This is a genomic window from Sphingomonas floccifaciens, from assembly GCF_042681125.1.
In the GTDB taxonomy this organism is placed as follows: domain Bacteria; phylum Pseudomonadota; class Alphaproteobacteria; order Sphingomonadales; family Sphingomonadaceae; genus Sphingomonas; species Sphingomonas floccifaciens.
In genome coordinates this window covers 1-23,915 of record NZ_JBHUFC010000007.1, presented here as the reverse complement: position 1 = coordinate 23,915, position 23,915 = coordinate 1, and the positions used below count along the sequence as shown (strand labels likewise).

At 66.0% G+C, this 23,915-nt stretch carries 24 protein-coding genes; 17 read left to right on the top strand and 7 right to left on the bottom strand.

Annotated features, from left to right (window positions below; translation table 11 throughout):
- Position 1 precedes the first annotated feature (1 nt).
- Positions 2-391 carry a hypothetical protein gene (locus ACFSC3_RS16330; RefSeq protein ID WP_156487324.1) on the bottom strand — a complete coding sequence of 130 codons (390 nt, stop codon included), beginning with the start codon at positions 389-391 and terminating at the stop codon, positions 2-4.
- 265 nt (positions 392-656) lie between these two features.
- Here ACFSC3_RS16330 and ACFSC3_RS16325 point away from each other — a divergent pair, with 265 nt between their 5' ends.
- On the top strand, positions 657-2,981 hold the full coding sequence (locus tag ACFSC3_RS16325) for a TonB-dependent receptor (protein ID WP_100053428.1): 2,325 nt from the start codon (positions 657-659) through the stop codon (positions 2,979-2,981).
- Between the two features lie 213 nt (positions 2,982-3,194).
- On the opposite strand, the gene ACFSC3_RS16320 is transcribed toward ACFSC3_RS16325, so the two are convergent.
- Positions 3,195-3,563: an EF-hand domain-containing protein gene (locus ACFSC3_RS16320; RefSeq protein ID WP_053111700.1), complete on the bottom strand. Its 369-nt coding sequence runs from the start codon at positions 3,561-3,563 to the stop codon at positions 3,195-3,197.
- Positions 3,564-4,037: 474 nt separating this feature from the next.
- Between ACFSC3_RS16320 and ACFSC3_RS16315 the strand changes: the two genes are divergently transcribed.
- A complete protein-coding gene (locus ACFSC3_RS16315; protein WP_062126840.1) occupies positions 4,038-4,490 on the top strand; it encodes a nicotine dehydrogenase subunit S in 453 nt (150 codons plus the stop codon).
- A 40-nt stretch (positions 4,491-4,530) separates the two neighbouring features.
- Positions 4,531-6,729, top strand: a complete 2,199-nt coding sequence (locus ACFSC3_RS16310; RefSeq protein ID WP_053111699.1) for a nicotine dehydrogenase subunit L — start codon at positions 4,531-4,533, stop codon at positions 6,727-6,729.
- Between the two features lie 203 nt (positions 6,730-6,932).
- On the opposite strand, the gene ACFSC3_RS16305 is transcribed toward ACFSC3_RS16310, so the two are convergent.
- Both ACFSC3_RS16305 and ACFSC3_RS16300 read right to left on the bottom strand, forming a co-directional pair.
- On the bottom strand, positions 6,933-7,316 hold the full coding sequence (locus tag ACFSC3_RS16305; protein WP_053111698.1) for a YybH family protein: 384 nt from the start codon (positions 7,314-7,316) through the stop codon (positions 6,933-6,935).
- A gap of 83 nt (positions 7,317-7,399) precedes the next feature.
- Positions 7,400-7,897, bottom strand: coding sequence for a helix-turn-helix domain-containing protein (locus tag ACFSC3_RS16300; protein WP_053111697.1), 498 nt, complete (start codon positions 7,895-7,897; stop codon positions 7,400-7,402).
- A 493-nt stretch (positions 7,898-8,390) separates the two neighbouring features.
- Here ACFSC3_RS16300 and ndpH point away from each other — a divergent pair, with 493 nt between their 5' ends.
- The 7 genes from ndpH to ACFSC3_RS16265 all read left to right on the top strand — a co-directional run bounded on the left by ndpH (position 8,391) and on the right by ACFSC3_RS16265 (position 14,537).
- Positions 8,391-9,143, top strand: coding sequence for a maleate isomerase (ndpH, locus tag ACFSC3_RS16295; protein WP_445949904.1), 753 nt, complete (start codon positions 8,391-8,393; stop codon positions 9,141-9,143).
- Positions 9,143-9,964: an N-formylmaleamate deformylase gene (gene ndpF / locus ACFSC3_RS16290; protein ID WP_053111696.1), complete on the top strand. Its 822-nt coding sequence runs from the start codon at positions 9,143-9,145 to the stop codon at positions 9,962-9,964. Before ndpH ends, ndpF begins: the two co-directional genes overlap by 1 nt.
- Complete coding sequence (gene ndpE, locus ACFSC3_RS16285; protein ID WP_053111695.1) at positions 9,957-11,009, top strand: 2,5-dihydroxypyridine 5,6-dioxygenase; 1,053 nt, start codon at positions 9,957-9,959, stop codon at positions 11,007-11,009. Before ndpF ends, ndpE begins: the two co-directional genes overlap by 8 nt.
- Complete coding sequence (ndpG, locus tag ACFSC3_RS16280) at positions 10,996-11,616, top strand: maleamate amidohydrolase (RefSeq protein WP_053111694.1); 621 nt, start codon at positions 10,996-10,998, stop codon at positions 11,614-11,616. The genes ndpE and ndpG overlap by 14 nt, the downstream gene beginning before the upstream one ends.
- Before the next feature lie 50 nt (positions 11,617-11,666).
- On the top strand, positions 11,667-12,830 hold the full coding sequence (gene ndpD, locus ACFSC3_RS16275; RefSeq protein ID WP_053111713.1) for a 6-hydroxy-3-succinoylpyridine 3-monooxygenase NdpD: 1,164 nt from the start codon (positions 11,667-11,669) through the stop codon (positions 12,828-12,830).
- Between the two features lie 149 nt (positions 12,831-12,979).
- Complete coding sequence (locus tag ACFSC3_RS16270) at positions 12,980-13,777, top strand: alpha/beta fold hydrolase (protein WP_226341883.1); 798 nt, start codon at positions 12,980-12,982, stop codon at positions 13,775-13,777.
- 34 nt (positions 13,778-13,811) lie between these two features.
- Positions 13,812-14,537, top strand: a complete 726-nt coding sequence (locus tag ACFSC3_RS16265; protein ID WP_237237688.1) for a TetR/AcrR family transcriptional regulator — start codon at positions 13,812-13,814, stop codon at positions 14,535-14,537.
- A 15-nt stretch (positions 14,538-14,552) separates the two neighbouring features.
- On the opposite strand, the gene ndpC is transcribed toward ACFSC3_RS16265, so the two are convergent.
- Together ndpC and ACFSC3_RS16255 are read right to left on the bottom strand one after the other, a co-directional pair.
- Positions 14,553-16,583, bottom strand: a complete 2,031-nt coding sequence (gene ndpC / locus ACFSC3_RS16260; RefSeq protein ID WP_053111711.1) for a 6-hydroxypseudooxynicotine oxidase — start codon at positions 16,581-16,583, stop codon at positions 14,553-14,555.
- Positions 16,584-16,772: 189 nt separating this feature from the next.
- Entirely contained in the window at positions 16,773-17,432 is a 660-nt protein-coding gene (locus ACFSC3_RS16255) for a hypothetical protein (RefSeq protein ID WP_053111692.1), read from the bottom strand.
- 129 nt (positions 17,433-17,561) lie between these two features.
- On the opposite strand from ACFSC3_RS16255, the gene ACFSC3_RS16250 reads away from it, so the two are divergent.
- Entirely contained in the window at positions 17,562-18,125 is a 564-nt protein-coding gene (locus ACFSC3_RS16250) for a hypothetical protein (RefSeq protein WP_053111691.1), read from the top strand.
- Here the strand turns inward: ACFSC3_RS16250 and ACFSC3_RS16245 are convergent.
- Positions 18,103-18,600 (bottom strand): hypothetical protein, encoded by a 498-nt coding sequence (locus ACFSC3_RS16245; protein ID WP_062126829.1) that lies wholly within the window; start codon positions 18,598-18,600, stop codon positions 18,103-18,105. The genes ACFSC3_RS16250 and ACFSC3_RS16245 overlap by 23 nt on opposite strands.
- On the opposite strand from ACFSC3_RS16245, the gene ACFSC3_RS16240 reads away from it, so the two are divergent.
- The 6 genes from ACFSC3_RS16240 to ACFSC3_RS16215 all read left to right on the top strand — a co-directional run.
- Complete coding sequence (locus tag ACFSC3_RS16240; protein ID WP_062126830.1) at positions 18,595-19,368, top strand: hypothetical protein; 774 nt, start codon at positions 18,595-18,597, stop codon at positions 19,366-19,368. The genes ACFSC3_RS16245 and ACFSC3_RS16240 overlap by 6 nt on opposite strands.
- Before the next feature lie 71 nt (positions 19,369-19,439).
- Complete coding sequence (locus ACFSC3_RS16235) at positions 19,440-19,565, top strand: hypothetical protein (protein ID WP_257785346.1); 126 nt, start codon at positions 19,440-19,442, stop codon at positions 19,563-19,565.
- Positions 19,566-19,617: 52 nt separating this feature from the next.
- Complete coding sequence (locus ACFSC3_RS16230) at positions 19,618-20,136, top strand: hypothetical protein (protein ID WP_380941489.1); 519 nt, start codon at positions 19,618-19,620, stop codon at positions 20,134-20,136.
- A 116-nt stretch (positions 20,137-20,252) separates the two neighbouring features.
- A complete protein-coding gene (locus ACFSC3_RS16225; RefSeq protein ID WP_156487325.1) occupies positions 20,253-20,939 on the top strand; it encodes a helix-turn-helix transcriptional regulator in 687 nt (228 codons plus the stop codon).
- Positions 20,940-21,448: 509 nt separating this feature from the next.
- Positions 21,449-22,465, top strand: a complete 1,017-nt coding sequence (locus ACFSC3_RS16220) for a hypothetical protein (protein ID WP_380941488.1) — start codon at positions 21,449-21,451, stop codon at positions 22,463-22,465.
- Positions 22,466-22,606: 141 nt separating this feature from the next.
- Positions 22,607-23,915 (top strand): AlbA family DNA-binding domain-containing protein (locus tag ACFSC3_RS16215; RefSeq protein ID WP_380941487.1); only part of this gene is annotated, 1,309 nt, incomplete at its 3' end.

The window sequence follows — 23,915 nt, the reverse complement described above, 5'->3', positions numbered from 1 at the left end:
CTCAACGGCCGCGTGCGACGCGCGCAGGGCGCCAGACGAAGAGGAGCGGCAGACGGCCGGAGAACGGGTCGCAGCCGGCGAACGGGCGCTGGTCGGTCGCCGCCGACAGGTCAGGCTGGTACCCCGAAGCGCATCCTTCCACGATCATGCCGTTCCCCGTCCCAAGATGCGAAATTCTTCCGTCGCTTGAGCCGTCCGCGCGCGAGCGGCCGACCCCGAAGGGGAAGGCCGCGATTGAGTCGCGAACTGCTGCCGTGACAATACCCAACCCAGCGACCTCGGCAATGTATTTCTTCAACTGCACATTATTGCAGATCGAGTTCTGCGCCTCCGGACGCCCAGCGCCGCGCCCTTCGTCAGAACGGCGGCGACCGTGGTTATGCAGCGGCATTTTCGAGTCGAGGGAGTCAGCCCGCTAGAGACCGGTCAGCCGGTGGCGCAATCAAGACGGCCGTGTTCATCGTTCATAATTATACGGTCCAATAATTTATTGACCTAGCTCCGATCAGCCCATAGCAATGACCATCCGCCCGGATCCCATCCGGCCCGGACGGTGCTGAACGAAAGATCGTGGAGCCGTCGCAGAAGCACGTGCATGCGCGTGCCTTCCGGGAGGCGGGAGGACCTTAGAAGATCAATTTAGGGGAGAGCTTTTCATGCAAGTTCCATACGCTTCGCGCCTTCCGCTGACGGTCCTCGCGACCGCGCTCGGCACGGCCTCGCCGCTCGCCGCGTATGCCCAGGAGGTCGCCTCCCCCGGAACGCCGTCCGCCGCGGCGGGGCAGGTCGTGCCGACCCCAGCCCGGCCACCGGAAGAAGCCGCCAAGGCCGATCCGGTCGACACCGGCGAGATCGTCGTGACGGCGACAAGGCGCGAGCAGCGAATTCAGGACGTGCCGATCGCCATCTCAGCCATCGGAGCCGAGGCGATCCAGGAGCGTCAGGTCACGCAGGTCTCCGACATCATCAAGCTCTCCCCGAACTCGCAGGTCAGCTACCCCTATGGAGAGGGTGGCCCTCCCAACTTCGTCATTCGCGGCATCTCGTCGACCGACTACTCGCCGAACCAGAGCAAGCCGATCGCCATCTACGTCGACGAAGGCATCCGCAACCTGCAGGCATTCGAGTCGATGCCCGTCTTCGACGTCGAGCGCGTCGAGGTGCTGCGCGGTCCGCAGGGGACGTTGTACGGCAAGAACGCGACCGGCGGCGCCGTCAACATCGTGTCGATCAAGCCGGGCTTCACCCCGGAAGGCTATGTCACCGCGAGCTACGGCAACTTCAACCGCGTCAGGCTGCAGGGCGCGGTCCAGGCGCCACTGGTAGACGGCGTCCTGTCCATGCGGGTGGCGGGACTGTACGTGCACGACGATGGAGTCTTCCGGAATCTCGCGCCGGGGGCCGGTGACCTGAACCAGACAGACCTGTTCGCGATCCGCGGCGCTCTGCAGTTCGAGCCCTCGCCAGACTTCGAGGCGACTCTGCGCTACAATCACGTGAGCAGCGGCGGACGCAACTACGCCCCGATCGCCGCCAACATCGACTTCAACGATCCCGCCATCCTTTTCCCCGGCAACAATCTCGCCAGCCTGCCCGGCTCGAACAGGAACGGCCTCGGCTTCTTCGAAAGCTCTCTCTCCAGAACCCCGAAGCGCGATATTCGGATCGACGGCGTCAATCTGGTCATGAAGTGGAACGCCTCCGAGACGCTCACCTTCAACTCCGTGACTACCTACGATTGGGGACGGTGGATCGACGTCGTGGACTCCGACGGGCTCGAGATCGCCGTCGAGAGCCCGTTCGTGACGCGTGGCAAGAACCTGAAGCAGTTCGTTCAGGAGTTCCGCCTCGCCACCTCCTTCGCCGGCCCATTCAACCTCCAGGCCGGCGCCATGTACACCAACGACAGCGCCGACGCGGGGTTCGACTTCCGCCTATTCACCGATCCAGGCTGCGGCGCCGCCTGCAGCACGGGTCTGACGCCGACCGGCCGCGGACTGACCCAAACGAACGACTTTCTCCAGAAGCGCGACAGCTACTCGGCCTACCTACGCGGGGAGCTCGAGATCGCGACGGACCTGACGGTCACCGGCGGCGTTCGCTTCAGTCGCGACAAAGTTGCGGTTCGGAACTACAACGCGTTCCTGGGCGATACAGCGGACCAGTTCGCGGTCACGACGATATCCAACGTCTCGGATCGGCGAACCTTCAACAACACGAGCTTCGAGGCCGGGGTCAACTGGAAGCCCGTGAAGGAGGTGCTCCTCTACGCCTCCATGCGCGAGGGATACCGCACTGGCGCGGTGAACGCCCAGGCGTTCAGCGATCCCTCAGAGGTGAACTTCGCGCCTCCCGAGACGGCGCGAACCTTCGAGGCCGGCTTCAAGTCGACCCTTCTTGATCGAGCTCTCACTATCAACGGGTCGCTGTTCCAGACCGACTACAAGAACCAGCAGGTGATCGTACCCGAGGGCCTGCTCCTGCCACTGCGCTCGATCAGCGAGGCTCGGGTCCGCGGCTTCGAGGGCGAAGTGACCGCCAAGCCGACCGATCGCGTGACACTGGGTGTCGGCGTTGGCGTCCTCGATCCGAAGTACGGCGCCGAAGCCGTGGTCACGGGCACGAGCGGCATAGACGTCGCGGGCAACCAGATCGCGAACTCGGCGAGGTTCAGCCTAAACCTGAACACCAACCTCGTGCTGGCGAAGCTCGACGACGCCACGGTCGAATTCAACGCCGACGGGGTATACACATCACGCGTCTTCTACGACATCGGCGAAGTCCTCTCGCAGGAAGGCTACTGGCTGGCGAACGCCCGCGTCGCCTACAACGCGGAGCGCTTCTCCGTCGGCGCGGGCGTGAAGAACCTCTTCAACGAGAAGTACGTCTCCTATGGCCTGCAGCTGCGCGCGCTCGGCTTCGACTTCCTGCAGCGCGGCGTTCCCCGCATGTACAGCGCCGACGTGACCTTCCGCTTCTGATGGACGAAGGCGTTCGGGACGGTGTCACGGCCGGAGGCGCAAGCGCCGCGGTCGCGACACCGTCCCGAGCGCATCCGGCGACGACGCGAACGCTCCTCTCGACAGCCGCGTCACGCGAGATCACGAGCAGGGCACCGTCAGATCGGACCTCGCCGCCACACCGCCGGTCTGACGCCGCCAGTCCGAAAGAGACGCAGGTCGCGTCGGCCGACGTCATTCCATCTTCGATCCCGGCGCGATCCTCGTAGCCGCCCTGCCGAAGGTCATCTCCCGTGGGGACAGCCTCCCGTCGCGTGTGGCATCGAGGGCCGCCGGCGGACGGGCCTTCAGCTCCCGCAGCGTCAGGAACCCGTTCCGATCGCGGTCGAGCCTCCGGAAATTCGCGACCGGCATGCCCTGCATCCGCCACTCGGTGCGTGAGACGCGACCATCCCGGTCGGCGTCCACCTTGGCAATCAGCCTGTGCGGTTCGACGGGCTTCCGGGACGCCGGACCGTTGGCGGTCGCTACCGTCTCCGCCATGACCCAGAGCGCGATTCCGAGCGCCGGCCGGCGCCCAGACCAGTCGAGAAGATGAACCATAAGAAAGCGCTCCTTTCCCCTCAGACGACAACGCACGGGGGATCGCAGGGGGTCATGGGAAATTCCGCCGCCAAGGATTTATTTCGTCACCCAAGCGCGTCGCCCCTTCCCGACTGGCGGAGTTCGAATGCCCGAAGCCGCCATAGCGCGGGCAGAGATCGGCATCGCAACGTTACGATGTACCACTTCGCTAAATTATTCACTCGAATAATAAAGTTGACGTTGCCGAAGGCGCGTGCTCCAAGGAAACTCCGATCGAAGCGAAACCGCCGTTCGGACCGGTTGGATCGGCGACGACGTACGCCCCGCTTTTGGCCAGCAACCTCGAGGGTGCGGCGGTTGCAGCGGCCATGCGATAAGGACTGCTACGGGAGAGGGTAGGATGACGATAATTCACGCACCATCGCGAACGCCCCGCCGCGGCGTCGGCACCGCAATCGCCGAACCGACGCGAGGAATGGCGTCGCCGCGATGATGGTCTTGCTGAAGATTAACGGGGCCTCCGTGAATGTCGACGTCGACGACGACGAGCCGTTGCTCTGGGTTCTGCGCGACAAGCTCCGGATGAAGGGAACGAAGTTCGGCTGCGGCATCGGGCAGTGCGGCGCCTGCACGGTCATTGCCGACGGGCAGGCCACGCGTTCCTGCTCCCTGGCGGCGACCGCGGCGGCGGGCCTCGACATCACCACAATCGAGGGCCTGTCGCAAACCGGCGACCAGTACGTGCAAAAGGCGTGGCAGGATCTGCGGGTCCCGCAATGCGGCTACTGCCAATCCGGCATGATCATGGCCGTCACATCCCTCCTGTCCAAGAAGGCATTCCCGACGGACGACGAGATCGATCGGGAGATCACCAACATCTGCCGCTGCGGCACCTATGACCGCATCCGTGCGGCGATCCACGCCGCCGCGAACGGTCGGGCCTGACGCCCAGATGCGAACCGATCGTCGTTCCCTTCTGAAGTCGATGGCCGCTGTGTCGGCCGGCGTGGTGTTCCCGGTGGCGATGTCGGGGTGCCGGGTGGACGACTTCGGTCCGGCCGGACCGGTGGAGCTCATCTCCTGGGTGGTCATCGAGCCCAATAACACCGTGCGCATACGGATCCCGCAGAGCGACATAGGACAGGGCGTGATCACGACCCTGTCGCAGGTGCTGGCCGAGGAGATGGACTTGGACTGGTCACTGGTCCGACCGGAATTCTTCGACCCGCTGACCAACCTGCGTCGCGGCAACGTCTACGTCTACACCTGCACGGAGAGCAGCTGGTCCGCCGACAGGCTGTTCGACCCCATGCGGATGGCAGGGGCACAGATCAGGCAGATGCTGCTTACCGCGGCGTCGCGGAGGTCGGGCGTCCCGGTCGACGAGCTCAGGACCGAGAGCAGCAGCATCATCTCCGCCGGCGGCGGGCGCCAGAGCTACGCGGAGGTCGCGCTCGCGGCCTCCCGGATCCGGCCGCCGCCGCCTTCGAAGATCAAACTGAAGCAGTCGTCCGACTACCGCCTGATCGGCAAGCCGATCAGGCGCCTCGACCTCACCCCGAAGACGACCGGAGCGCTTCGCTACGGCATCGACGTGGAGCTCCCGGGGATGCTCTACGCCGCCGTGCGGCAGTCGCCAGTCTACGGCGGAAAGCTCGTCTCGTGGGACGAGGCAGCGATCGCGGGCATTCCCGGCGTTATCAAGGTTGTTCGGATCGCCGGAGGCCCCTGCGGACTCAACGGTCCCCTCGCCGACGGCGGCGAGGACTATGGCATGGACGATGCCGTGGCCGTTGTCGCCGACAGCTTCTGGCGGGCGCGCAAGGCTCTGCTCGCCCTACCGGTGCAGTGGGACGAGGGCGAATTCGCGACCGCCAGCAGCGAAGGCATCATGGCGGACCTGAAGCGACGCGTCGGGCAGGCGCAGCCGGTGGTGCGTGAGGCGGGTGAATTCACGCAGGCGATCGGGCGTGCGGCGCAGGTGCTCGAGGCCGACTACTCGTACCCGTTTATGGACGCGATGCCGTTGGAGCCACTGAACTGCACCGCGTGGCTGCGGCCTGACGGTCTGCAGGTGTGGGCCTCGACGCAGTTCGCGCAGGACGCCCACCGGCTGGCCGCCGTCACGGCGGGCCTGCCGCCGGAGAAGGTCCAGTTCAACCTACCCTACGTCGGGGGAGGTTTCGGCCGGCGCTGCCAGAACGAGTACGTGTCACAGGGCGTGCAGATCGCGAAAGCCGTTCCCGGGAGACCGGTCAAGCTCGTCTGGACACGCGAGGAGATGATGGCGCGTGGCTATCCGCCCCCAATCACCGTCTCGCGGTTCAAGGCCGGCCTAGACGAGAACGGCAAGGTGATAGCCTGGTTCAACCGCGTCGTGAGCGGCACCGCTCCGGACCAGAGCTACGGTCCCGCCCGCCTACCCCACTACATTCCCGATCTCCGCATCGAGTACGCGCGGACGAAGACGCCGCAGCCGTTCGGCTGGATGCGCGGCGTGGCGTTCACCCAGCATGTGTGGATGAACCAGGGCTTCCAAGACGAATTGGCCGAAGCCGCCGGGCGCGACCCGGTCGAGCTCTACATGGAGCTGCTCGACGAGACGACCGTACCCTTCGATCTGAAGGACCGCGACATCGCCGTAGGCCGCATTCGCAACATGCGGGACGTGCTGACCCGGGCCGCCCGGATCGCGCGGTGGAGCGAACCGCTGCCGAAGGGTAGAGGCCGAGGGGTGTCCGTCAGCGATTTCAGCTACTGGGTGACGTACAGGACAGGTACCGCTTCGGCGGTCGTCGACGTGACGCTGGACGGCCGGGGCGGGATGCAGGTGGACCGCGTCGTCGTGGTCCTGAATTGCGGCCGCATCCTCAATCCTGAGGTCGTCCGTGGCCAGGTCGAGGGCAGTGTCTTCTGGGCGATCACGACGGCGCTTTACGGCGGGATAACGCTTAAGAACGGACGCGTGGTGCAGCGTAACTTCCAAGACCATGACGTGGCGCGGTTGGCGACGGCCTGCCGCGACATCCACGTCGAGCTCGTCGAGAGCGACGAACATCCCGCCGGGGTCGGCGAGGACGCGGTGCCGATTGTGATGACGGCAATGCTGAACGCAATCCGTCGCGCCGGCGGGCCGCGGGTCCGTTCGCTACCCCTGTCCGACCACGACCTCTCGTTCACCTGAAGCCGGAGATGTCGAGCGCCCGTCAGACGCAACCCCGCGCGGCGTCACGTTGCGGGTTCGGCCGATCTCGAACGACGTGCGCCCCCTTTGGTGATCATGTGCAACGACACGATTGTCCGTTGGGCCGACCGGGTGCCGGCTCTCGGAACCGTCGACGCCCCCCATGCCCCGTGGGCTATGGGGATCGCGTAGACGTCCGCAGCCTATCCCCCGGTGCGTACCGCGAGCGTGTCCGCCTTGCAGAAGGCATTCTTCGAAATCAGCAGACCCTGCCTGAACCGCAGTATGTCCAAACCGTCGATCGACGAGCTCGACCCATCCGACGCTTGCATCGACATCGTCCACGTCACCAGCGCGCGCTGCTCCGTCTCATCCAGGATCGTCGACGAAACGTCGTAGCTCACCCGCCCAAGCGTCCCATCGAAAATCGACTTCAACGACGCCCCGATCGCGTCGACGCCCTCGTGTTCGAAGCCGTTCGGGTCGACGTAGACAGCGTCGGGTGACAGAAGACCCAGCATCCGGTCGTAGTCGCCGTCGTTGAAAGTGCCCATGAAGGCGGCGGTGTTGTTCGAAAGCTCGGACATCGTAGGTTCCTCGTCGTTGATGGTGAACGGCCACGAGCCTCGGCGGGCGAGGCGTGCCCTGGGGGCGGTAGGGTGCGCGATGGTCAGGATGCCAATCCGCCACCGTCGTCACCGAGACCGAGTCCGGCGCGGAATGCGCGAGGCGAGCAGTTGGCCCACCTCTTGAAGGCGTTCCGGAAGTTGCTGACCTCGGTATAGCCGAGCCTGTCTGCGACATCGCAGATGGTCAGGGAGCGATCCGCCAGGCAGTGTCTGGCGAACGCGAACCTCACCTGCGCGAGCGTGTCCGCGTACGTCGTCCCGAGCTCATGAAGCCTGCGCCGGAGAGTGCGCCCGGACAGACCCAGCTCGCGCGCGATGTCGCTCTCGGCCGCATCGAAGCGCGGTCCCGTCAAAACGATCCTCTTGAGTCTCCGCACGAGCGGCGGATCGCACGCGTCGTCGCCAATAACCGGCATGTCGGACGGTACGACCGCATCTGCAGGGCATGCAGCACCAATGCCGCGTACACCCACCGCCTCGAGAACCTCTGGACGCGACTTGACCGGCGGGGCCGCCTCGGCCCGCGCAAGCGACCACATGGGCCAGCACGTGGAGCCGTCGGGGACGATCCTCCAAGTTCCAGCCAGAGGCCGTTCGCCCTCACGCTGGCGTTCGTGCGGGAGGACCCTAGCGCGTGGACCGGGCGCATGCGGCCTGCTCGCTGCTGTCAACGCCATCTAACGGCTCCTCTCTTCTGCTCCCATCCACACTGATCCAGCCGCCGAATGGACTCGTTCGCCACGCTCCGCCGAAAGGCCCGGGCGCAATCGACCAGCGGCAGCCGCGAGACCGCGCGGCGAACCGTGGACGAGGGGACCGTCGCCAACGACTCTCCAATCAATTATCCGCTTGTATAAATTAAGTCAACGAGGAGCGCGTGGGATGTGAACGTTGGCACTGCCAAGCCGCCAACGGCTTCTCCCTACCATGCTCGATGTCCTCTGCGCAGATTGGTCGTACGATCACTGCGAAACCACCTTGTATTTATTCAGATGCAGAATTAACGTGCTAGGCGTAGCAGAGGAGAGGGCGTTGAAAGCCTATCGCATAGGGCAGATCGTGCCGAGTTCGAACGTGACGATGGAGACCGAGATCCCGGCACTTCTCCGGTCTCGCGAGTCCATCTCGCCGGAACGCTTCACGTTCCATTCCGCACGAATGCGGATGAAACACGTCACGAAAGAGGAGCTGTCCAAGATGGACGGCGCCAGCGACATCTGCGCGATCGAGCTGTCCGACGCAGCCGTCAACGTCATGGGATACGCCTGCCTGGTGGCGATCATGTCGATGGGCAATGGCTACCACCGCGAGTCGCAGGCGCGCCTTCACCAAGCCACCGTCGATAACGGCAATCCGGCCCCGGTCGTATCGTCGGCCGGCGCGCTCGTCGATGGGATCAAAGCCATCGGCGCCAAGCGCGTCGCCATCGTCGCGCCTTACATGAAGCCGCTGACGGAACTCGTCGTGGACTACATCCGGGCCGAGGGCGTGGACGTCGTCGAATGGCGCGCTCTCGAGATCTCGGACAACCTGGCGGTAGCGGCGCACGACCCCGCCCGTCTTCCTGGCATCGTGGCCTCCATGGAGCATCTGGCCGACGTCGACGCGGTGGTCCTGTCCGCCTGCGTGCAGATGCCGTCGCTGCCAGCCGTCTCCATCGTTGAGGCCCAAATCGGGAAGCCGGTGTTGACCGCGGCGATCGCGACGACGTGGGCCATGCTTCGCGCCCTCGACCTGGACACGCGAGTGCCCGGCGGCGGTACGCTGCTCTCGGGGGCGTACTGATGATGGGCGGTGGATACGGGTACAACGTCCACGCCAACGGCATCCGGCATCACCTGGTGCGGCACGGTGAGCGCGGAATGCCGCAAATGCTCCTCGTTCCCGGCATCACGTCCCCGGCCGTCACGTGGGATTTCGTGGCGAACAGGCTGGCGGAGACCCACGAGGTCCACGTCCTTGACGTGCGGGGGCGTGGACTGAGCGAGGCCGGCGATCTCGACTACTCGCTCGACGCCATGGCGGACGATGTGGTCGCCCTGACCAGCGAGTTGGGTCTGGACCTTCCGGTCGTTCTCGGCCACTCGATGGGCGCCCGGACCGCGATCCGTGCCGCGCGCAAGGCGCCCGGCACGTTCGGTGGTCTCATCCTGGCGGACCCTCCGGTGAGCGGTCCGGGACGCCGGCCCTACCCCTCCGCCTGGTCGTGGTACGAGGACTCGATCATGCTCGCGCGTCGGGGCTGCTCGGCCGATGACATGAAGGCGTTCTGCCCGACATGGACCGAGGAGCAGCGCGCGCTGCGCGCCGAGTGGCTGCACACGTGCGAACTGGCAGCCATCGACGCGGCGTACCGGGGCTTCCACGAGGACGACGTGCATGCTGACCTGCAGCACCTGGACCTGCCGATGAGGCTCGTCGTAGCCGGCGACTCGCCGGTGATCGAGGACGCGGACGTCGAGGAGATCCGCCGGCTGGCGCCGAGGATCGAGATCGTCAACGTCGAGGGTGCCGGACACATGATTCCTTGGGACAACCTAGAGGGCTTCCTTCGCGCCGTAGCCGGATTCGAGACTTACACCGGGAAGGTCGCAGCACATGGATAGCGCCAGCTTCGCGGAGATCTGCCTCCATCAGCTGAGGATGTCGGGCGTTCGCGCCGACGAGAGGCTCGTCGTGCTCACCCAGGGTGACGAGCGGCTGGACTACGCGGATGCGTTTCTCACTGCAGGACGCGCGCTCAAGGCCAACATCTACCACATGCGCCTCCCCGCCGCGCCACCGCTTGGCAGCTGGGCCGTCGGCCAGACGCCGCTCGCACGGATGCCCGAGGCGGTCGAGGCGCTGAAGAGCGTCGACATGGTGATCGACTGCATCTTCCTGCTCTTCTCGCCCGAGCAGATGGCGATCCAGGCCGCGGGCACGCGCATTCTGACGGTCGTGGAGCCGCCGGAACTCCTCGCCCGGATGCTTCCCTCAAGGAAGCTGCGCGAGAGCGTCGAGGCGGCGGGGGAACTCCTGGCGCGGGCGAGAACGATGCACATCACCTCGCCGCACGGGACAGACGTCACGTACAAGCTCGGCAGATACCCCACGGTGACTGAATACGCGTGCACCGACCAACCAGGCCGCTGGGACCACTGGCCTTCGGGGTTCGTCTTCACGGGCGGTGAAGACGACGGCGTCGACGGGCAGATCGTCGTGGCACCCGGCGACGTCCTGCTGCCACAGAACATCTACGTGCGCGAGCCGATCACCTACACGATCGAAAAGGGCCTCGTCACATCGATCCGCGGAGGCTTCGAGGCCGAACTCGTCAGGTCGTACATGGCCGACTTCGACGATCCCCGCGGCTTCGCGATGAGCCACATCGGCTGGGGAATGAACCCGGATGCGAGATGGCACCGCATGACGCCGGGCGAGTTCCCCGGCGGAATGGGAATGGAGCCTCGCAGCTTTCTTGGCAACGTGCTGTTCTCGACTGGGCCGAACAACGAGCTGGGCGGCGCGAACGACACCAGCTGCCACCTCGACATACCGTTGAGGGGGTGCTCCCTGTTCCTCGACGGCGAGCCCGTGGTCCTGGACGGGCGCATCGCCGCCAAGGAGCTTCTCGACGACGGCAGGAAGGTGTTCGATGTCGCAGGATGAGGTATACGACCGGGCAGGCTTCGGTCGCACCGTACCGCGCGGCACGCGTCCTGCCGTGGTCGTCGTGGACTTCAGCTACGGGTTCACTGACACTCGCTACCCCACCGCCGCCGACATGCGCGACCAGATCGCGAAGACGCGCACTATCACGGACCTGGCACGAGACCGGGGCTTCCCCGTCATCTTTACGACGATCGCCTACCAGCGTTGGGAAGCCGAGACGCTGCCCTGGCTACGCAAGGCTACGGGCATGAAGGCACTCCTTGTCGGCACGAGGCTGGTTGAGATCGACGCTTCCACCGGTATCGCGGCCGGCGACCCGGTACTGGTCAAACACGGCGCATCCGCGTTCCACCGCACGAACCTCGCCTCGCTGCTGACGGGTGCGGGGGTCGACACGGTCGTTGTGACGGGCGCGACGACGTCGGGATGCGTACGAGCGACCGCGGTAGACGCCGTGCAGTCGGGCTTCTCGGTGCTCGTCCCGCGGGACTGCTGCGGCGACAGGGCGACCGGTCCGCACGAGGCGAGCTTGTACGACATCGATCAGAAGTACGGCGACGTCACCGATGCGGCGGACGTCACCGGGTGGCTCGGACGGATCTAGACGCGACAACCGGGACGCGCGAACGCGTCGACCAGGACGGAGAGGGAATGATGGCCAAGCATGTGATCGTCGTCGGAGCGGGGCCCATCGGCCTGCTCACCGCCTACGGGCTCGCCATGGAGGGCGCGCAGGTTACGATTCTCGAGGCGGAGGAGCGCTTCAACGACAAGCCGCGGGCCCTCGTCTACCACTACCCCGTGCTGCCCCACCTCGAACGCCTTGGCCTCCTGCAGGACTGCATCGCCGAAGGGTTCCTGCGCCAGAGCTTCGGATGGCACATTCACAGCACCGGCGAGATGATCGAGTGGAAGTGGGCGCCGGAGGACGCGGGCGGACAGGCGCTCCACCTGCACCAGGGCCTGCTCTCGCAGATCCTGGCGAGACGGGCCTCGGAGCTGCCGAACGTGGAGATCCTGCTGCGCACAAGGCTCACCGCCTGCCGCCAGACGGACGCGGGCGTGATCGCGGAGATCGAGGGACCGCACGGCCCTGCGGTGATCGAGGGCGACTACCTCGTCGGCGCGGACGGCGCCAACAGCACGGTACGCAAGAACGTGCTCGACCTGCAGTTCCTCGGAACCACCTGGCCGGAGCGTTACGTCGCGACCAACACGAGGATCGATCTCACCTCCCGCGGCTACCCGAAGTCGGTCATGCAGTTGGACCAGAAGCACGGCGCCATCATCTGCAAGATCGAGGAGCCCGACCTCTGGCGCGTCACCTTCGTCGAGGATCCTGACCTGCCCATTGAGGGTATCGAGCAGCGCATCGACGACATGTTCGCCGACCATCTCCCTGACCTGCCCTACGAGGTCGTTGCCTACTCGCCCTATCGCATGCACCAGCGGATCGCGGACCGCATGAGGGTCGGCCGCATCCTGCTCGTCGGCGACGCAGGACATGTCACCAATCCGACCGGAGGCCTCGGCCTGACAGGAGGCATGTTCGACGCGTTTGCCCTCATCGGCACCCTGAACCGGGTACTCCACGACGGCGCCGGGGAGGACATGCTGGAATTCTACGAACGCGACCGCCGCCGTGTCTTCGCCGAAGTCACCTCGCCGCGCGCGTCGGGGAACCTCCGTAGCCTGTACCACCTCAAGGAAGGTCAGGAGAAGGAGGACCGCATCCGTTTCCTGCGCACCGTCGCTGGCGACGAGCGCCTCCTCGAGCGTGAACTCAGCTTCACCAAGCAGATGGAGACGCACTTCTGAGCGGTGAACCGTCCTACGACCTGGAGGACTTCGGCGGAGTATTCCTGACGTCCGCGAGCGTCCTTGACGGCGACGCGGTCTGGCCGGGCGTCAATGCCTACGTGCAATGGTTCGTCCCGAACGGAGCGCGTCCCGTCTCCGTGCTGCTGATGCACGGCGGCGGTGGCCAGGGCGCCGACTTCATCAGAACTCCAGACGGGCGGCCGGGCTGGGTGCACAGGTTCGTGCGTGCGGGATACGCAACCTACGTGCTCGACCGGCCGGGTCACGGCAGGTCGCATTGGAACGAACGGGTCCTCGGTCCATCCACACCCGTCGGCGACTACCGCGCCCTGTATCCGCGTTTCGTGGAACCGGCAAAGCACGGCCTGTGGCGCGAGGCAGCGCGGCATAGCCGCTGGCCGGCCGAACCCCTGGCCGGCGACCGCTTCATGGCCAGCCAAGGACCGATGGCCACTTCGCTCGCCGCGAGCCAGCGACACACTGAGGCGATCGCCGAGCAGCTCCTCGATCTCACCGGTCCGACGATCGTGGTGAGCCACTCGATGGGAGCGCCGTGCGCATGGGCGCTCGCATCCATCGGCGGTGACAGGGTGGCCGCCGTAGTCGCCGCGGAGCCGTTCGGGCATCCCGGCATGGTGCATCCGCTCGGCACGTTCGACAACGGCCTCGCCGCCGCATCGTATCAGGGACGCCACGATCCGTTCGCGCGCCCGGTCGCGATTGTAACGGGGGAGGCGACCTGGATGCGCCGATCGAACGTTCTCGCGGCGGAGTTCGTGCGAGTTCGTTCGGACACCTTCGAACACATCCTGCTGGAAGAACGGGGTATCACGGGCAACGGCCACATGCTGATGAGCGAGGCGAACAGCGACGAGATCGCCGACCTTGTTATCGCCTGGCTGGACGCAAACGTCGCCACCAGAACGGGACAGACAGCTTCCTAGACCGACCGTTCCCCGCTACTGCCGACAAGAGACCATGATGTTGAAAGCGGTGGGAATGGAAGCCGAAGTGATAGACGGCGAGGAGGTGCAGGAGAAGCCCGAGAAAGTGAAGGCGCGCCGACCGGGTCGCCCGCGGAAGGATGGTAATCACCGCGAGTCGATCCTCAACAAGGCCGAGATCGCGTTTGCCGAGGGTGGCTACGCTGGCATCAGCATCCGCGACATTTCGGAACGCGCCGGCGTCAACCAGGGGCTGATCCGCTACTATTTCGAGAGCAAGCAGCAGCTGTTCGACGAGGTCTACCGCCGCCGCGGTGGACTGCTTTCCGGACACAGGCACGTCCTGCTCGACCGCCTGCTGGAGGGCGAAGAGCCGCTGACGGTCAAGTCTATCATCCGTGCGTACCTGCAGCCCCAGTGGGACCTGAAGTACAGCGGCGAGGCGGGTGCGGCCTTCGTCAGGCTTCAGGCCCGCCTGCACGCCGAGCCAGAGGAGCACGCGCTCCGCCTGCGGCGGGAGGTCTACGACGCATCGGTCAAGCGCTACGTCGACACGCTCGCCAGCGTGCTGCCGGACGTCTCCCGGAGGACAATCGGCCTCCGCATGGCTTTCCTCGTCGGCACCTACCTCTTCATGCTGAACGACCTCGGCCGCATAGAGGATTTGACAGAAGGCAGGATATTGCAGCTGTCTAAGGACGAGATGCTCGACCACATGGTCGAGTTCCTGGCGGCCGGTATCCAGGCGCCGAATCCCTGAGAAACCTGGACGCCGTCACTCGACGGACGTCCCGTAGCGCATACCTGCCTTCCGTCCGTCGTAGGTCGCCTGGGCGATCTGTCCGGCACCGAGGCAGTCGCCGATCCGCTCCACCGACCGAAGGAGTCCGCCGTCGCGTTTGGCGATGAGCTGGTGGTAGAGTTCGTCCTCGGAGAGCTGACCTGTCACGAGGACGACGGCGTCGGCGGCCATCTCGTTCTCTCTTCCATCCAGCAGTCGACTGACCTTTACCGACGACGGGCCGATCGACGCGATGGCGGTGCCAACCACGATCTCGATTCCAGCCTCGTTCATCGAGTTGACTACGTGGACCATCTCCAGCGTGTTGTGCGTCCACGGCGAGGGATCGCTTGCGGTCGTGACGTAGGTCACCTTGCAGCCGGCTCGAGCGAGGCGATCGGCGACAACGGCGGCCATGTAGTAGTAATCCTCGTCGTAGACGATGACGCTGCCTCCTTCCGGAAGCCGGCCGTCGAGGATGTCCTCGGGCGTGAGCACGTGCGGCAGGTCGCAGCCTGGGATCGGCTCGTCATGGTTGCGGCCGACACCCTCCCCGCGCCACTTGGCGCCCGTCGCGACGATCACGTGGTCCGCTTCGAAACCGGCGACGTCGTCCGCTCCAAGCGGGCTGTCGAGATACATGCTGACGTTCGGCATCGTCTGGAGCTGCCCGACACGGTAGTCGACCACGCGGCCCCAGGCGCTGAGCCGCGGCAGCCTCCGCTCGCGGACGAGACGGCCACCCCACTCGCTGCCGGCATCGGCGATCGAGACCTGATAGCCGCGTTTGGCCAGCGTGTGCGCGGCCTCCAGACCGGCCGGTCCGCCGCCGATGACGAGGATCGACGCGTCCGAATTGTGCGCCGGGGGCACCTTCTCGGGATGCCAGCCGCTGACGTGCTCCTCGCCTGCGGACGGGTTCTGGGTGCAACGGATCCGCGACGAGGTCATGACCTCCGCCGTGCAGGCGTTGCAGCCGATGCACTCGCGGATGTCATCCTGGAGGCCGGCGTCGATCTTGTTAGGCAGGAACGGGTCGGCGATAGAGGGACGCGCGGCGCCGATCAGGTCGAGTACGCCGCGTCGGATCTGGCTCACCATAGCGTCTGGCGAGGTGAAGCGGCCGACACCGACCACCGGTTTGCTTGTGACCTTCTTGACGAAGTCAATGAATGGCTCCTGCTGACCCTCTTCAAAGAAGCGGCTGCTGCCACTGTCCCAAGCCCAGTCGCTGACGTTCACGTCCCAAAGGTCGGGGACGTCGGCGAGCGCCTCGACCACGCGACGACCATCCTCGAGGGCTGTCAGGTTCGTCTGCCTGCGCCGGTCCTCAACCGCGAAGCGAACCGCCACCGCGCAGGTATCGCCCACCGCGTCCTTGACGTCCGACAGCGTCTCGCGAAGCAGCCTGACGCGGTTCTCAAAGATCCCGCCGTAATCGTCGGTGCGCTTGTTCACGCGAGTGTCGAGGAAGTCCTGCAGCAGCGACAGGTTGTGCGCGCAATAGACGTACACGATGTCAAACCCGGCCCGTTTCGCCCGGAGCGCGGCGTCGCGGTACCAGCGGCGGAAGTCGGCTATGTCCTGCCGGTCGATCGTCCGCGCGGCGATCGGGTTGATAAAGTAGTGGGGATACTTCGTCGTCGGCGAGAGCGGGTGCTCGCGATGGTAGATGGCCGGTCCGGACGCACCCGCATGGGCGAGCTCGACCCCGGCGAGGGCACCGTGCTCCTTAACGGCCGCCACAACGCGCGCGAGGGGTTCGATGTACTTGTCAGAGTACATGCGCGGATCCGGCAGCGGCGCGTGATCCGACGTCTCGTGTATCATCGTCTCCTCGAGGCACACGACCCCCCATCCGCCCTCGGCTCGAGCTTTGCGGAACGCGATCATCTCCTCGAGCGCGGTCATCCCCATGGCGGTTGCGTGCGGGACCACATAGAACCGGTTCTTCGTCGTGACGGGGCCGATCTGCACGGGTTCGAACAGGATGTCGTAACGGGGATCGCGCATGGACAACTCCATCGACGGAACGCTTCGGAAGTACGCCCCTCGGAGCGCCGCTGCCATCCCCGCCGAAATCGGATGACGCCTCCGGACCATAGTTGAGCGCTAGCGAGAGCCGGTATGGAAAGCGGCCAAAATGCCATTCGGCACCGCGCAGCGAGCTTCGCGCCGCGCAAGCCGATCACCCGCCATCGAGACGCCTATCCGTTACTCTCCGAAGCTCATACGCTCCAGAGAGGCAGCCGAGAACAGATGTGAGTCCAGGATTGCGGAGAGATGCGGATTGCGCATCGCCAGTCCTGCCAAGTAGCGGCCGAATGCGAGCGCACCGCGGTTCAGCACGGCCGGATCACCGCGCCGCTCGGCCTCGAGGTGCATCAGGAGGAGCAGGGTCAGCGCGACATCGACCTCGGCCTTCGCACGACCGGACAGATCCGGAAGCGGTCCGACCTGCAGGCGAGACGTCGGCGCGAAGCCCAATCCGGCGGCCACGTCCGCCAGGCGGGGCCAGCGGCCATCCCTCGCGATCTCCGGCATCAAATCCCGGTGCCGTCCCGCGTTTCCCCCGAGCCGGGACGTCACGCCGCCATTTGCGAACACGCGGCATCTCAGGAAGGCGAAACGGAGTACGTTGAGATCGTGTGCGCCGTTGTACGTGACCAGTTCCCCTTCGCCGAGATCCGAAAGGGCACGCCGGACGAGTGCGACGACATCCCGCTCGCATCCCGCTTCGGCGTTCAGGCCGAACGCCGAAAAGCTGCCGTCTGCGTCCAGATCGAAGCGGAGTATCGCTACCGCGGTCACCGCCTGCAGCGGGGGCGGCATGTCGCGCGGCGCCCTCGTGCGCCCGGACGCGGCGAGCGCCATTCGGTCGATGCGGGTTTCAACATCCAGGACTAGGCAGCGGGTCACGTGCGGATCTCCGCAGTGGCGTCCCGATGCAAAGTCGGGATCACCGCACTTGATCCGAAACCGTACGCGGGGCACCGATCGCGCATGAATCCGATCGAGCCCGTGAACGCGGTGCAGCTGGGCACCCTCATCAAGGTGGTCTCAGCGATCCACGAGCTGCCGGCCGACCGGCTGCCCGCCCTCAAGGGGCGCTTCCGCAACTTTCTCAAGATGGGCTTCCCGGCCGTGCGTTCGGTCGGGACGGGCAGCAGGGCGGAGTACTGGCCGGCGCACGTCGCGCAGGTGCTGGTGGCCTTCGAACTGGTGGCGTTCCGGGTCCCGCAGACGGCCGCGGCGCACTGCGTCTCAGCATTCGCCACGGAGGTCGAGGCCGCCTTCGGCGCGGCGGCGAGAGCGCTCGCCAAGCCCAAGCCGGCGGATGCCCGCACCTTGCTGCTCGTCGCCTCGAAGGGGCTGCTCGACGACGCGAAGCGGCCGGTGCACGGCGACATGTCCATCATCGTCGCGGCCGGGGCGGAGGAGGCGACGAAGCAGGAGACGGTGCTCGCGATCGACGTCCGGCGCCTGGTCGAGCGCGCGGCGCGCGCGGCGCGCGCGACGGACGAGCCGTTCACCGAGAGGTTCTTCATGTCGCTCGGGCGCGACTGAGCGCCTCAACGTCCGCGCCCGAGGCCGCCGCCGCCTCCACCGCAGGCCCCAGGCCTCGAAAGGCCTGCTGCACGATGTCCAGGATGGCGGTGACCGTCGCGCGGTGCAGGAGGTCGGCGTCGCTCGCGACGATCAGGGCCTCCCTGCAGTGCGACAGAGTGCTCCCCTCGATGTCCTCGCGGCCACGGGGCGGCAGGTCGCCCGGATCGCGCGCGCTCGCCGGCATCGCGTCGCGGTCGACGTCCCAGACTCGGAGCTCGGCCATGTCCGGCGCCGCCCTCTCGATCGGGGCATGCGGCCGGTGGAGGGTCACGAGCACCAGACCGCAGGCGGCGCCGCCGGCGATAGCTGCCAAGCCGGTCGTCCGTGCCGCGCACGCGTCAGGCTCGCGTTTCCAGCGACCGGTCCACTCGCCCGGCTCGTCCTCGAGCGGCAGCCACCAGTCGACCCTGTAGACGGTGGCGGTCAGGTGCAAAAGCTGTGGCCGCACCTCGATGCGATCGTCCGCAGGGCCGAAGAAGAACTGGCGGCGTTCGAGACGTGCCTCGACGAAGCGGGGGCCGACCTGACCGACATTCGGACGCGACGGGTGGGTCTCGCCGCCGCGGACACCTGGCCCGATCTCGATCTGCCGTGCCTCGCGCCGGAGATCGACGTCCTGGGCGACGGTCTCCGACGCGAGACGCGTACGATGCACTGGAGTGCCTGCGAGGGCCTCGAAAGTGAATATGAGGGGCTGGTCGCCTACCAGGCGACGCTGTCGCGGCTGCGGCGCCTCTTCGTCGGACGACGTTCCACGGGTGTGATCGACCAGCTGGCCGCATCGGCGGTCCGGAACCTGCCCGATCCCTGCGGTACGTTGCGGGCACTCGGCCGGCACGACGACATCCGGCTGGAGGCGGGCCTGCGTCTGCGCTGGAGCGAAGGGCGCGTGCAGTCGGACGGAGACGGGTTCCAGGGACTCTCCTGGTCCGGCCGCGTCCTTTCGTTTCCCGGCACCACGCCTCCGGAGACCGCACTCACGGCGATGGTCGGCAGGCCGGTAACGGACATGTGCCGCCACCCGCTGCTGGCGGAGGAGATGACAGTCGCCCGCGCCTGGAACGAGGCGGTCGACGGCGCAGCCACCGGCATCCTGAAGGTCGAGATCGCCAGCGTCGACCGGCTGTTCTCCGCCGCGCGCGCCACCGTCGATCCGCAGCCCTTCAAGGTCGACGAAGCGCTCGCCGATCATGACAACTAGCGCATCGGATGCGGATCCGACGGCGCGTCGTGCGGGATGACACATCCTAACCCACGCCGTCGCAGTCGACGGTGGCGGCGACAGCGACGGTGCCGGTGACGGTGACGGCGATGGTGGCGACGGTGGCCGCGATGGCGGTGGCGACGGTGACGGTGGCGGTGGCGGTCGGACCAAGACGGGCTCCCAGCGTCCCGTAGTACGACAGAGGAGCACGAGCGAATGAGTTGGAGATGCTGGAACAGCGTGACCGTGTACGGTCCCGATGCGGAGATCGAGCGCTTCCGTCGGACATGCCTCTCGTTTCCGGAAGGTAGCGATCCGGATGCGGACTTCGACGGCTGGAACGGCCGTGAGGCCGAGATCGGCGTTGGCGCGGCGCGCCGCGAAGAAGGGCTCGGCTTCCCGGAGCGCGCGGTCGTCGACGTGTCCAACTACCGGGAGGAGGAGCCCGGTCCAGGCAGCTGGTCCTTCCGGTTCGACACCAGGCATTCATTCCCGGAACGCGAACTCGATAGGATCGCCTCGTCATTTCCATCGCTGCACTTCGAATGCGAATGCATCGGGTCGCTCGACGAGTTCATGGGGTTCGGATGGTTCAATCCGCCGCCACGTGGCGAGGCGTTCCGACAGGACCTGCCGGTACGACCTACCCACTGGGAGGACGGCGGCTGCAAGCGGGAGCCTGCGGCGGAGGCCCGGCACCAGTTGCTGATCGCAGGCCTGATACAGGCCGCGTGCAGCGCGCCAAGGGGTCGGCTAGACTCCTAGCGAAGATCACCCACGTCCGACGCCACACCGCCCGCCGGTTGATCGGATCTGGGCCGTTATCGGCTCCTTAGTGCGCCGCCGGGCATCCGCCGCGACGACGGGAGGAAATCGTGAACATGACGTGCAACACCTCGCCCTACCTGCTGGCCGAGCCACCCACCTCCACCGGGCGCGCGCTGCTTGCGCGCGCCGTGTCGCACTGGTGCGGCCTGCACTTCGGCCACTCCCCCGAGGAGATCGCCGCCGCCCTCGACCCGGCCGCCGCTTGCGACCCGGACGTGCGCAAGGAGGTGGGCCTCGCCTCCAGGCTGCTTGGCGAGCTCATCGGCTGCGGCGAGTTGAGGACGTACGCGCGGCCGTTCGGAGGCGGCAGCCCGGAGGCGTTGCCGGCCGCCTATTGGGAACTAGACGACTTCCGCTCCCGCATGGCCCTCAGCGCACTCGATCCGAAACGCCCCTTCGACGGCGACGCGGACCCCACGCACTGGATCTTCGTATCGCTGGAGGACTTCAACCGGGTCGTGGAACAGAGCTGCGAAGGGTTCCTTCCACCCGAGGACACGGCGTCCGACGCGGCCCTCGCGCGGCAGATCGGTGCGGCGCCCGCCTCGATCGTACCGTCATCCGGCGCCGTCGACCGTCATGTCCGCCTGCCTGAACTGGTGCGGCGAACGGGCATGTCCAGAAGCACGATATACAGGCGGATCAGCGAGGACCGCTTCCCGCAAAGCCTTCCGCTCGACGGCAACATAAGCGTTTGGCGGGAGAGCGAGGTTGCGGCCTGGTTGGCCGATCCGCGCTGAAGGACGGGTTGCGTCGCTGAGAATTGGACATCCTCCTCCGGGCGACCGGGTGCGATCAGCCACTCCGAAACGCGCCGGTACGGCAGCATGCAGCCCATCCAAACAGCCGGCGCCATGTGTTCGCCGCAAGCCAGAAGCAGTCGAGCAGCCGCTGATTCCGCACCGGGCATCGAAGGTGTGGCGAACGCAGGACTTTACATGGCGCCGACGGCCTTCGTCGCCGACCAGGCGGCCTTGAGCGGCAGGGGCTCGCAGCGTCACGGAAGGACGGATGCATGCCGGGCGCGGCGCCATCGCGAGAAAGTTCAGGTCACGTCGGCGGGGGAGCCGATGAAGACGTCGGCGTGACTGACCCCATTCGCGCCGTCCTCGATCCGCACCGGTGCGGAGATCGACTTCCGGGCAGTGGATCATCGCCGTCCGCTCAACACGACCGCGAAAACCTGCGGGCGGCGTCAAGCCATCCTATGACAACGAGCTCCATGTTCGGGGCTGAACAGGAGTTCGACATGGTTCTGGACGCGCCGGCCCTCAACTCGGATCAGCTGGAGAGGCTGGCGGCGAACGTCCGCCGCCGGCTGGAGGAAATCGGTGACCCGGCAATCCGCATACCCGTGCTGGAGGACTACAGGGTCGAGTGTCACACCAGCCGTAATCCCGACGACTACTTCTACTACGACCTGGCGGTCGACATCGACATCGGATCCACCGTCATCACTCTTCACCGCCGGAAAGAGCCTCGTCCTTGCTACGGCGCGGTGGACGTCGACGCTCTTGCCAGATCGATCGTCATGCACGTGCTGCTGGCCAAAAGCGACCGCATGGCGATCACCGCGCTGACCGCGGCCCAGAGCGCCGTCCGAGCCAAGATCAAGCGGGACGGCAGTTCCCTCGCGATCCTGTCGGTTCGGTACGAACCCGAGGAGATCACGACTCCCAAGATTCTCTCCGGCAGGCGGATCTGGGTGGATGTGGGCTTGCTGGACAACCTCCTGCACCCCACGACGGAGACCGTGACGAGCGGCAGCATTCGGGAGATATGCGGTCACTTGCGACGTCTGGGCGATAAGCACCGTGAGCGGCTGGCCACGCTGGAAAGGATTACGCCATACGCCGGCGTGCTGGAGTTAGACGGTCTCGCGGAGCACGCGATCGCCGCCGTGGGCCGCGATGTGGGAGAGATTGCGAAGGCGATGCTCGCGGCAGAGCCGGTCGAACCCGCCCTGGAGGTGGTACTCAGCCGCGATGAAGACATCGGGCACTTCGGCGTGCGCGTTCGCGACGGTCGGATCGTATTCGAAGCGCATCTCGGACATTGCTGGATCGATCGCGAGGGATTGCTGGGTGTGCGGCAGGGCTTCCCTGATACGATGCTGGTCGCGATTGCAGGCCGCAGGCTGGGCGATCTGATCGACCACCCGATGCTGGCCGCAGATGCCCAGATCGCCGCGGTGGTCAGGGCCTCGGAGGACTTCACCGAGTTCCGCCTCCTCACTCATTCTCGCGCGATTGATCTGATGGAGTGAATGGTGCGTGCTCAGTGTCCGGAGGGTTAGGCAGCTACAACAGCAAACGGCCATGTGCGCCTTTTCTCTCTCATCGCGTTGCAACGCATTGATTGAGTATAAACGTTCGTGCCCGTCCGAAATATTGGCTATGTTCCCAGAATGCGCGACCAACCCAGCTCTGACCCCATCCTGCAGGACCTCGTTGATCAGCGGCTCGAAACGCTCACCGCCGAATACAAGAGCTGGATGTCTCTTGCGGACAACACAGCGAAGGCAAAGATCGCCCGACATCTCTGCGCGCTCGCGAATTCGGGCGGCGGTCACTTGGTGTTCGGCTTCAATGACGATGGAACACCTAGTGAGCCACACCCAAAGAATCTCTCCGAATACTCTCAGGACACACTGAACTCTATCGTTGAACGCTATCTTCACCCGGTGTTCCACGTCGCCGTCCACGCGGTGACCGCAGCGTCAGGACGAACCTACCCGGTCGTTCGCGTGCCAAGCCATGGAGCCCAGCCCATATGCGCCAGGCGCGATGGACCTCACCAGAACGGCCAACCGATAGGCATTCGCAGCGGTGTGCACTATCTGCGGGTGCCCGGTCCGCAATCAGCCCCCATCGACATGCCAGAGCGCTGGCGCGAGGTGATCCACCGCTGCGTCGTGGCTGAAAGGAATACGCTGCTTGGCTCGATCGGCCGACTGTTCGAGCAGCCGACCCACATCGCGCCGTCGCTCGGGCTCGATTCGCTGCTCGATCACTTACTTGCGGACTGGTCCATGGTCGATGCTTCGGGCTGGTCTGCAAACCACGTCTTGAACCGTGTGGCCTTCGGCTTTCGCTTCATTCAGGCGGGAGGCGTGGCGGTGAGCGAGATCACGCTGCCGAGACTTCAGGAGGCGATCCGCGCAGCCTCGATCAGAGCTGCTGAAGAGGTCGACCTCGGCCTGCCACCGTTTGCGCGAGGCTGGCGCCCGAACCAACGGCCGACCGTCGATGTGTTCGCCGGGGTTGAGGGCTTCACCTGCGCCGTGCAGGGGACCGGACGGGACGATACGCCTTCGCTTTGGCAGATCACCACGGACGGCAGGGGTGGCGACGTGAACGTCTTCAGCGAGGACTCGAAGCACCTGCAAGCCTACGCACAGAGAGGCCGCCCGGGGAGTTGGCCGATCGGCAGCAGGCTCTCGCCCTTCTTCCAGGTGCAGCACCTCGCGCAACGCATCATCTTCACCAGGGAGCTGGCGAACGCGTTTCCGGATACGACCGATTGCGAACTGGTTGTCGACTACGCGGGCCTCGCGTCTCGCAAGCTCGAGGAACCCGGACCAGACCATCGGGTCGCGCGCTTCTATGGAGCCGAGAGGGGCGATAGGCGGTCGTCCACCGCCGTTCCCTGTGGATCGGCGTGGAAAAGGGACCCCGGTAGCGGGGTGATCGGCGTCGAAAAGGGACCCCTCATCC

Bases quoted from the DNA above. Each gene is read 5' to 3' on its own strand.
- ACFSC3_RS16220 (WP_380941488.1), top strand. From the start codon at position 21,449: ATGGTTCTGGACGCGCCGGCCCTCAACTCGGATCAGCTGGAGAGGCTG.
- ACFSC3_RS16255 (WP_053111692.1), bottom strand. From the start codon at position 17,432: ATGGCGCTCGCCGCGTCCGGGCGCACGAGGGCGCCGCGCGACATGCCG.
- ACFSC3_RS16305 (WP_053111698.1), bottom strand. From the start codon at position 7,316: ATGTCCGAGCTTTCGAACAACACCGCCGCCTTCATGGGCACTTTCAAC.
- ACFSC3_RS16310 (WP_053111699.1), top strand. From the start codon at position 4,531: ATGGCCGCTGTGTCGGCCGGCGTGGTGTTCCCGGTGGCGATGTCGGGG.
- ndpD (WP_053111713.1), top strand. From the start codon at position 11,667: ATGGCCAAGCATGTGATCGTCGTCGGAGCGGGGCCCATCGGCCTGCTC.
- ACFSC3_RS16325 (WP_100053428.1), top strand. From the start codon at position 657: ATGCAAGTTCCATACGCTTCGCGCCTTCCGCTGACGGTCCTCGCGACC.
- ndpC (WP_053111711.1), bottom strand. From the start codon at position 16,583: ATGGAGTTGTCCATGCGCGATCCCCGTTACGACATCCTGTTCGAACCC.
- ACFSC3_RS16270 (WP_226341883.1), top strand. From the start codon at position 12,980: ATGCACGGCGGCGGTGGCCAGGGCGCCGACTTCATCAGAACTCCAGAC.
- ACFSC3_RS16250 (WP_053111691.1), top strand. From the start codon at position 17,562: ATGAATCCGATCGAGCCCGTGAACGCGGTGCAGCTGGGCACCCTCATC.
- ACFSC3_RS16315 (WP_062126840.1), top strand. From the start codon at position 4,038: ATGGTCTTGCTGAAGATTAACGGGGCCTCCGTGAATGTCGACGTCGAC.
- ACFSC3_RS16225 (WP_156487325.1), top strand. From the start codon at position 20,253: ATGACGTGCAACACCTCGCCCTACCTGCTGGCCGAGCCACCCACCTCC.
- ACFSC3_RS16320 (WP_053111700.1), bottom strand. From the start codon at position 3,563: ATGGTTCATCTTCTCGACTGGTCTGGGCGCCGGCCGGCGCTCGGAATC.
- ndpF (WP_053111696.1), top strand. From the start codon at position 9,143: ATGATGGGCGGTGGATACGGGTACAACGTCCACGCCAACGGCATCCGG.
- ACFSC3_RS16265 (WP_237237688.1), top strand. From the start codon at position 13,812: ATGATGTTGAAAGCGGTGGGAATGGAAGCCGAAGTGATAGACGGCGAG.
- ACFSC3_RS16300 (WP_053111697.1), bottom strand. From the start codon at position 7,897: ATGTGGTCGCTTGCGCGGGCCGAGGCGGCCCCGCCGGTCAAGTCGCGT.
- ACFSC3_RS16330 (WP_156487324.1), bottom strand. From the start codon at position 391: ATGCCGCTGCATAACCACGGTCGCCGCCGTTCTGACGAAGGGCGCGGC.
- ndpE (WP_053111695.1), top strand. From the start codon at position 9,957: ATGGATAGCGCCAGCTTCGCGGAGATCTGCCTCCATCAGCTGAGGATG.
- ndpG (WP_053111694.1), top strand. From the start codon at position 10,996: ATGTCGCAGGATGAGGTATACGACCGGGCAGGCTTCGGTCGCACCGTA.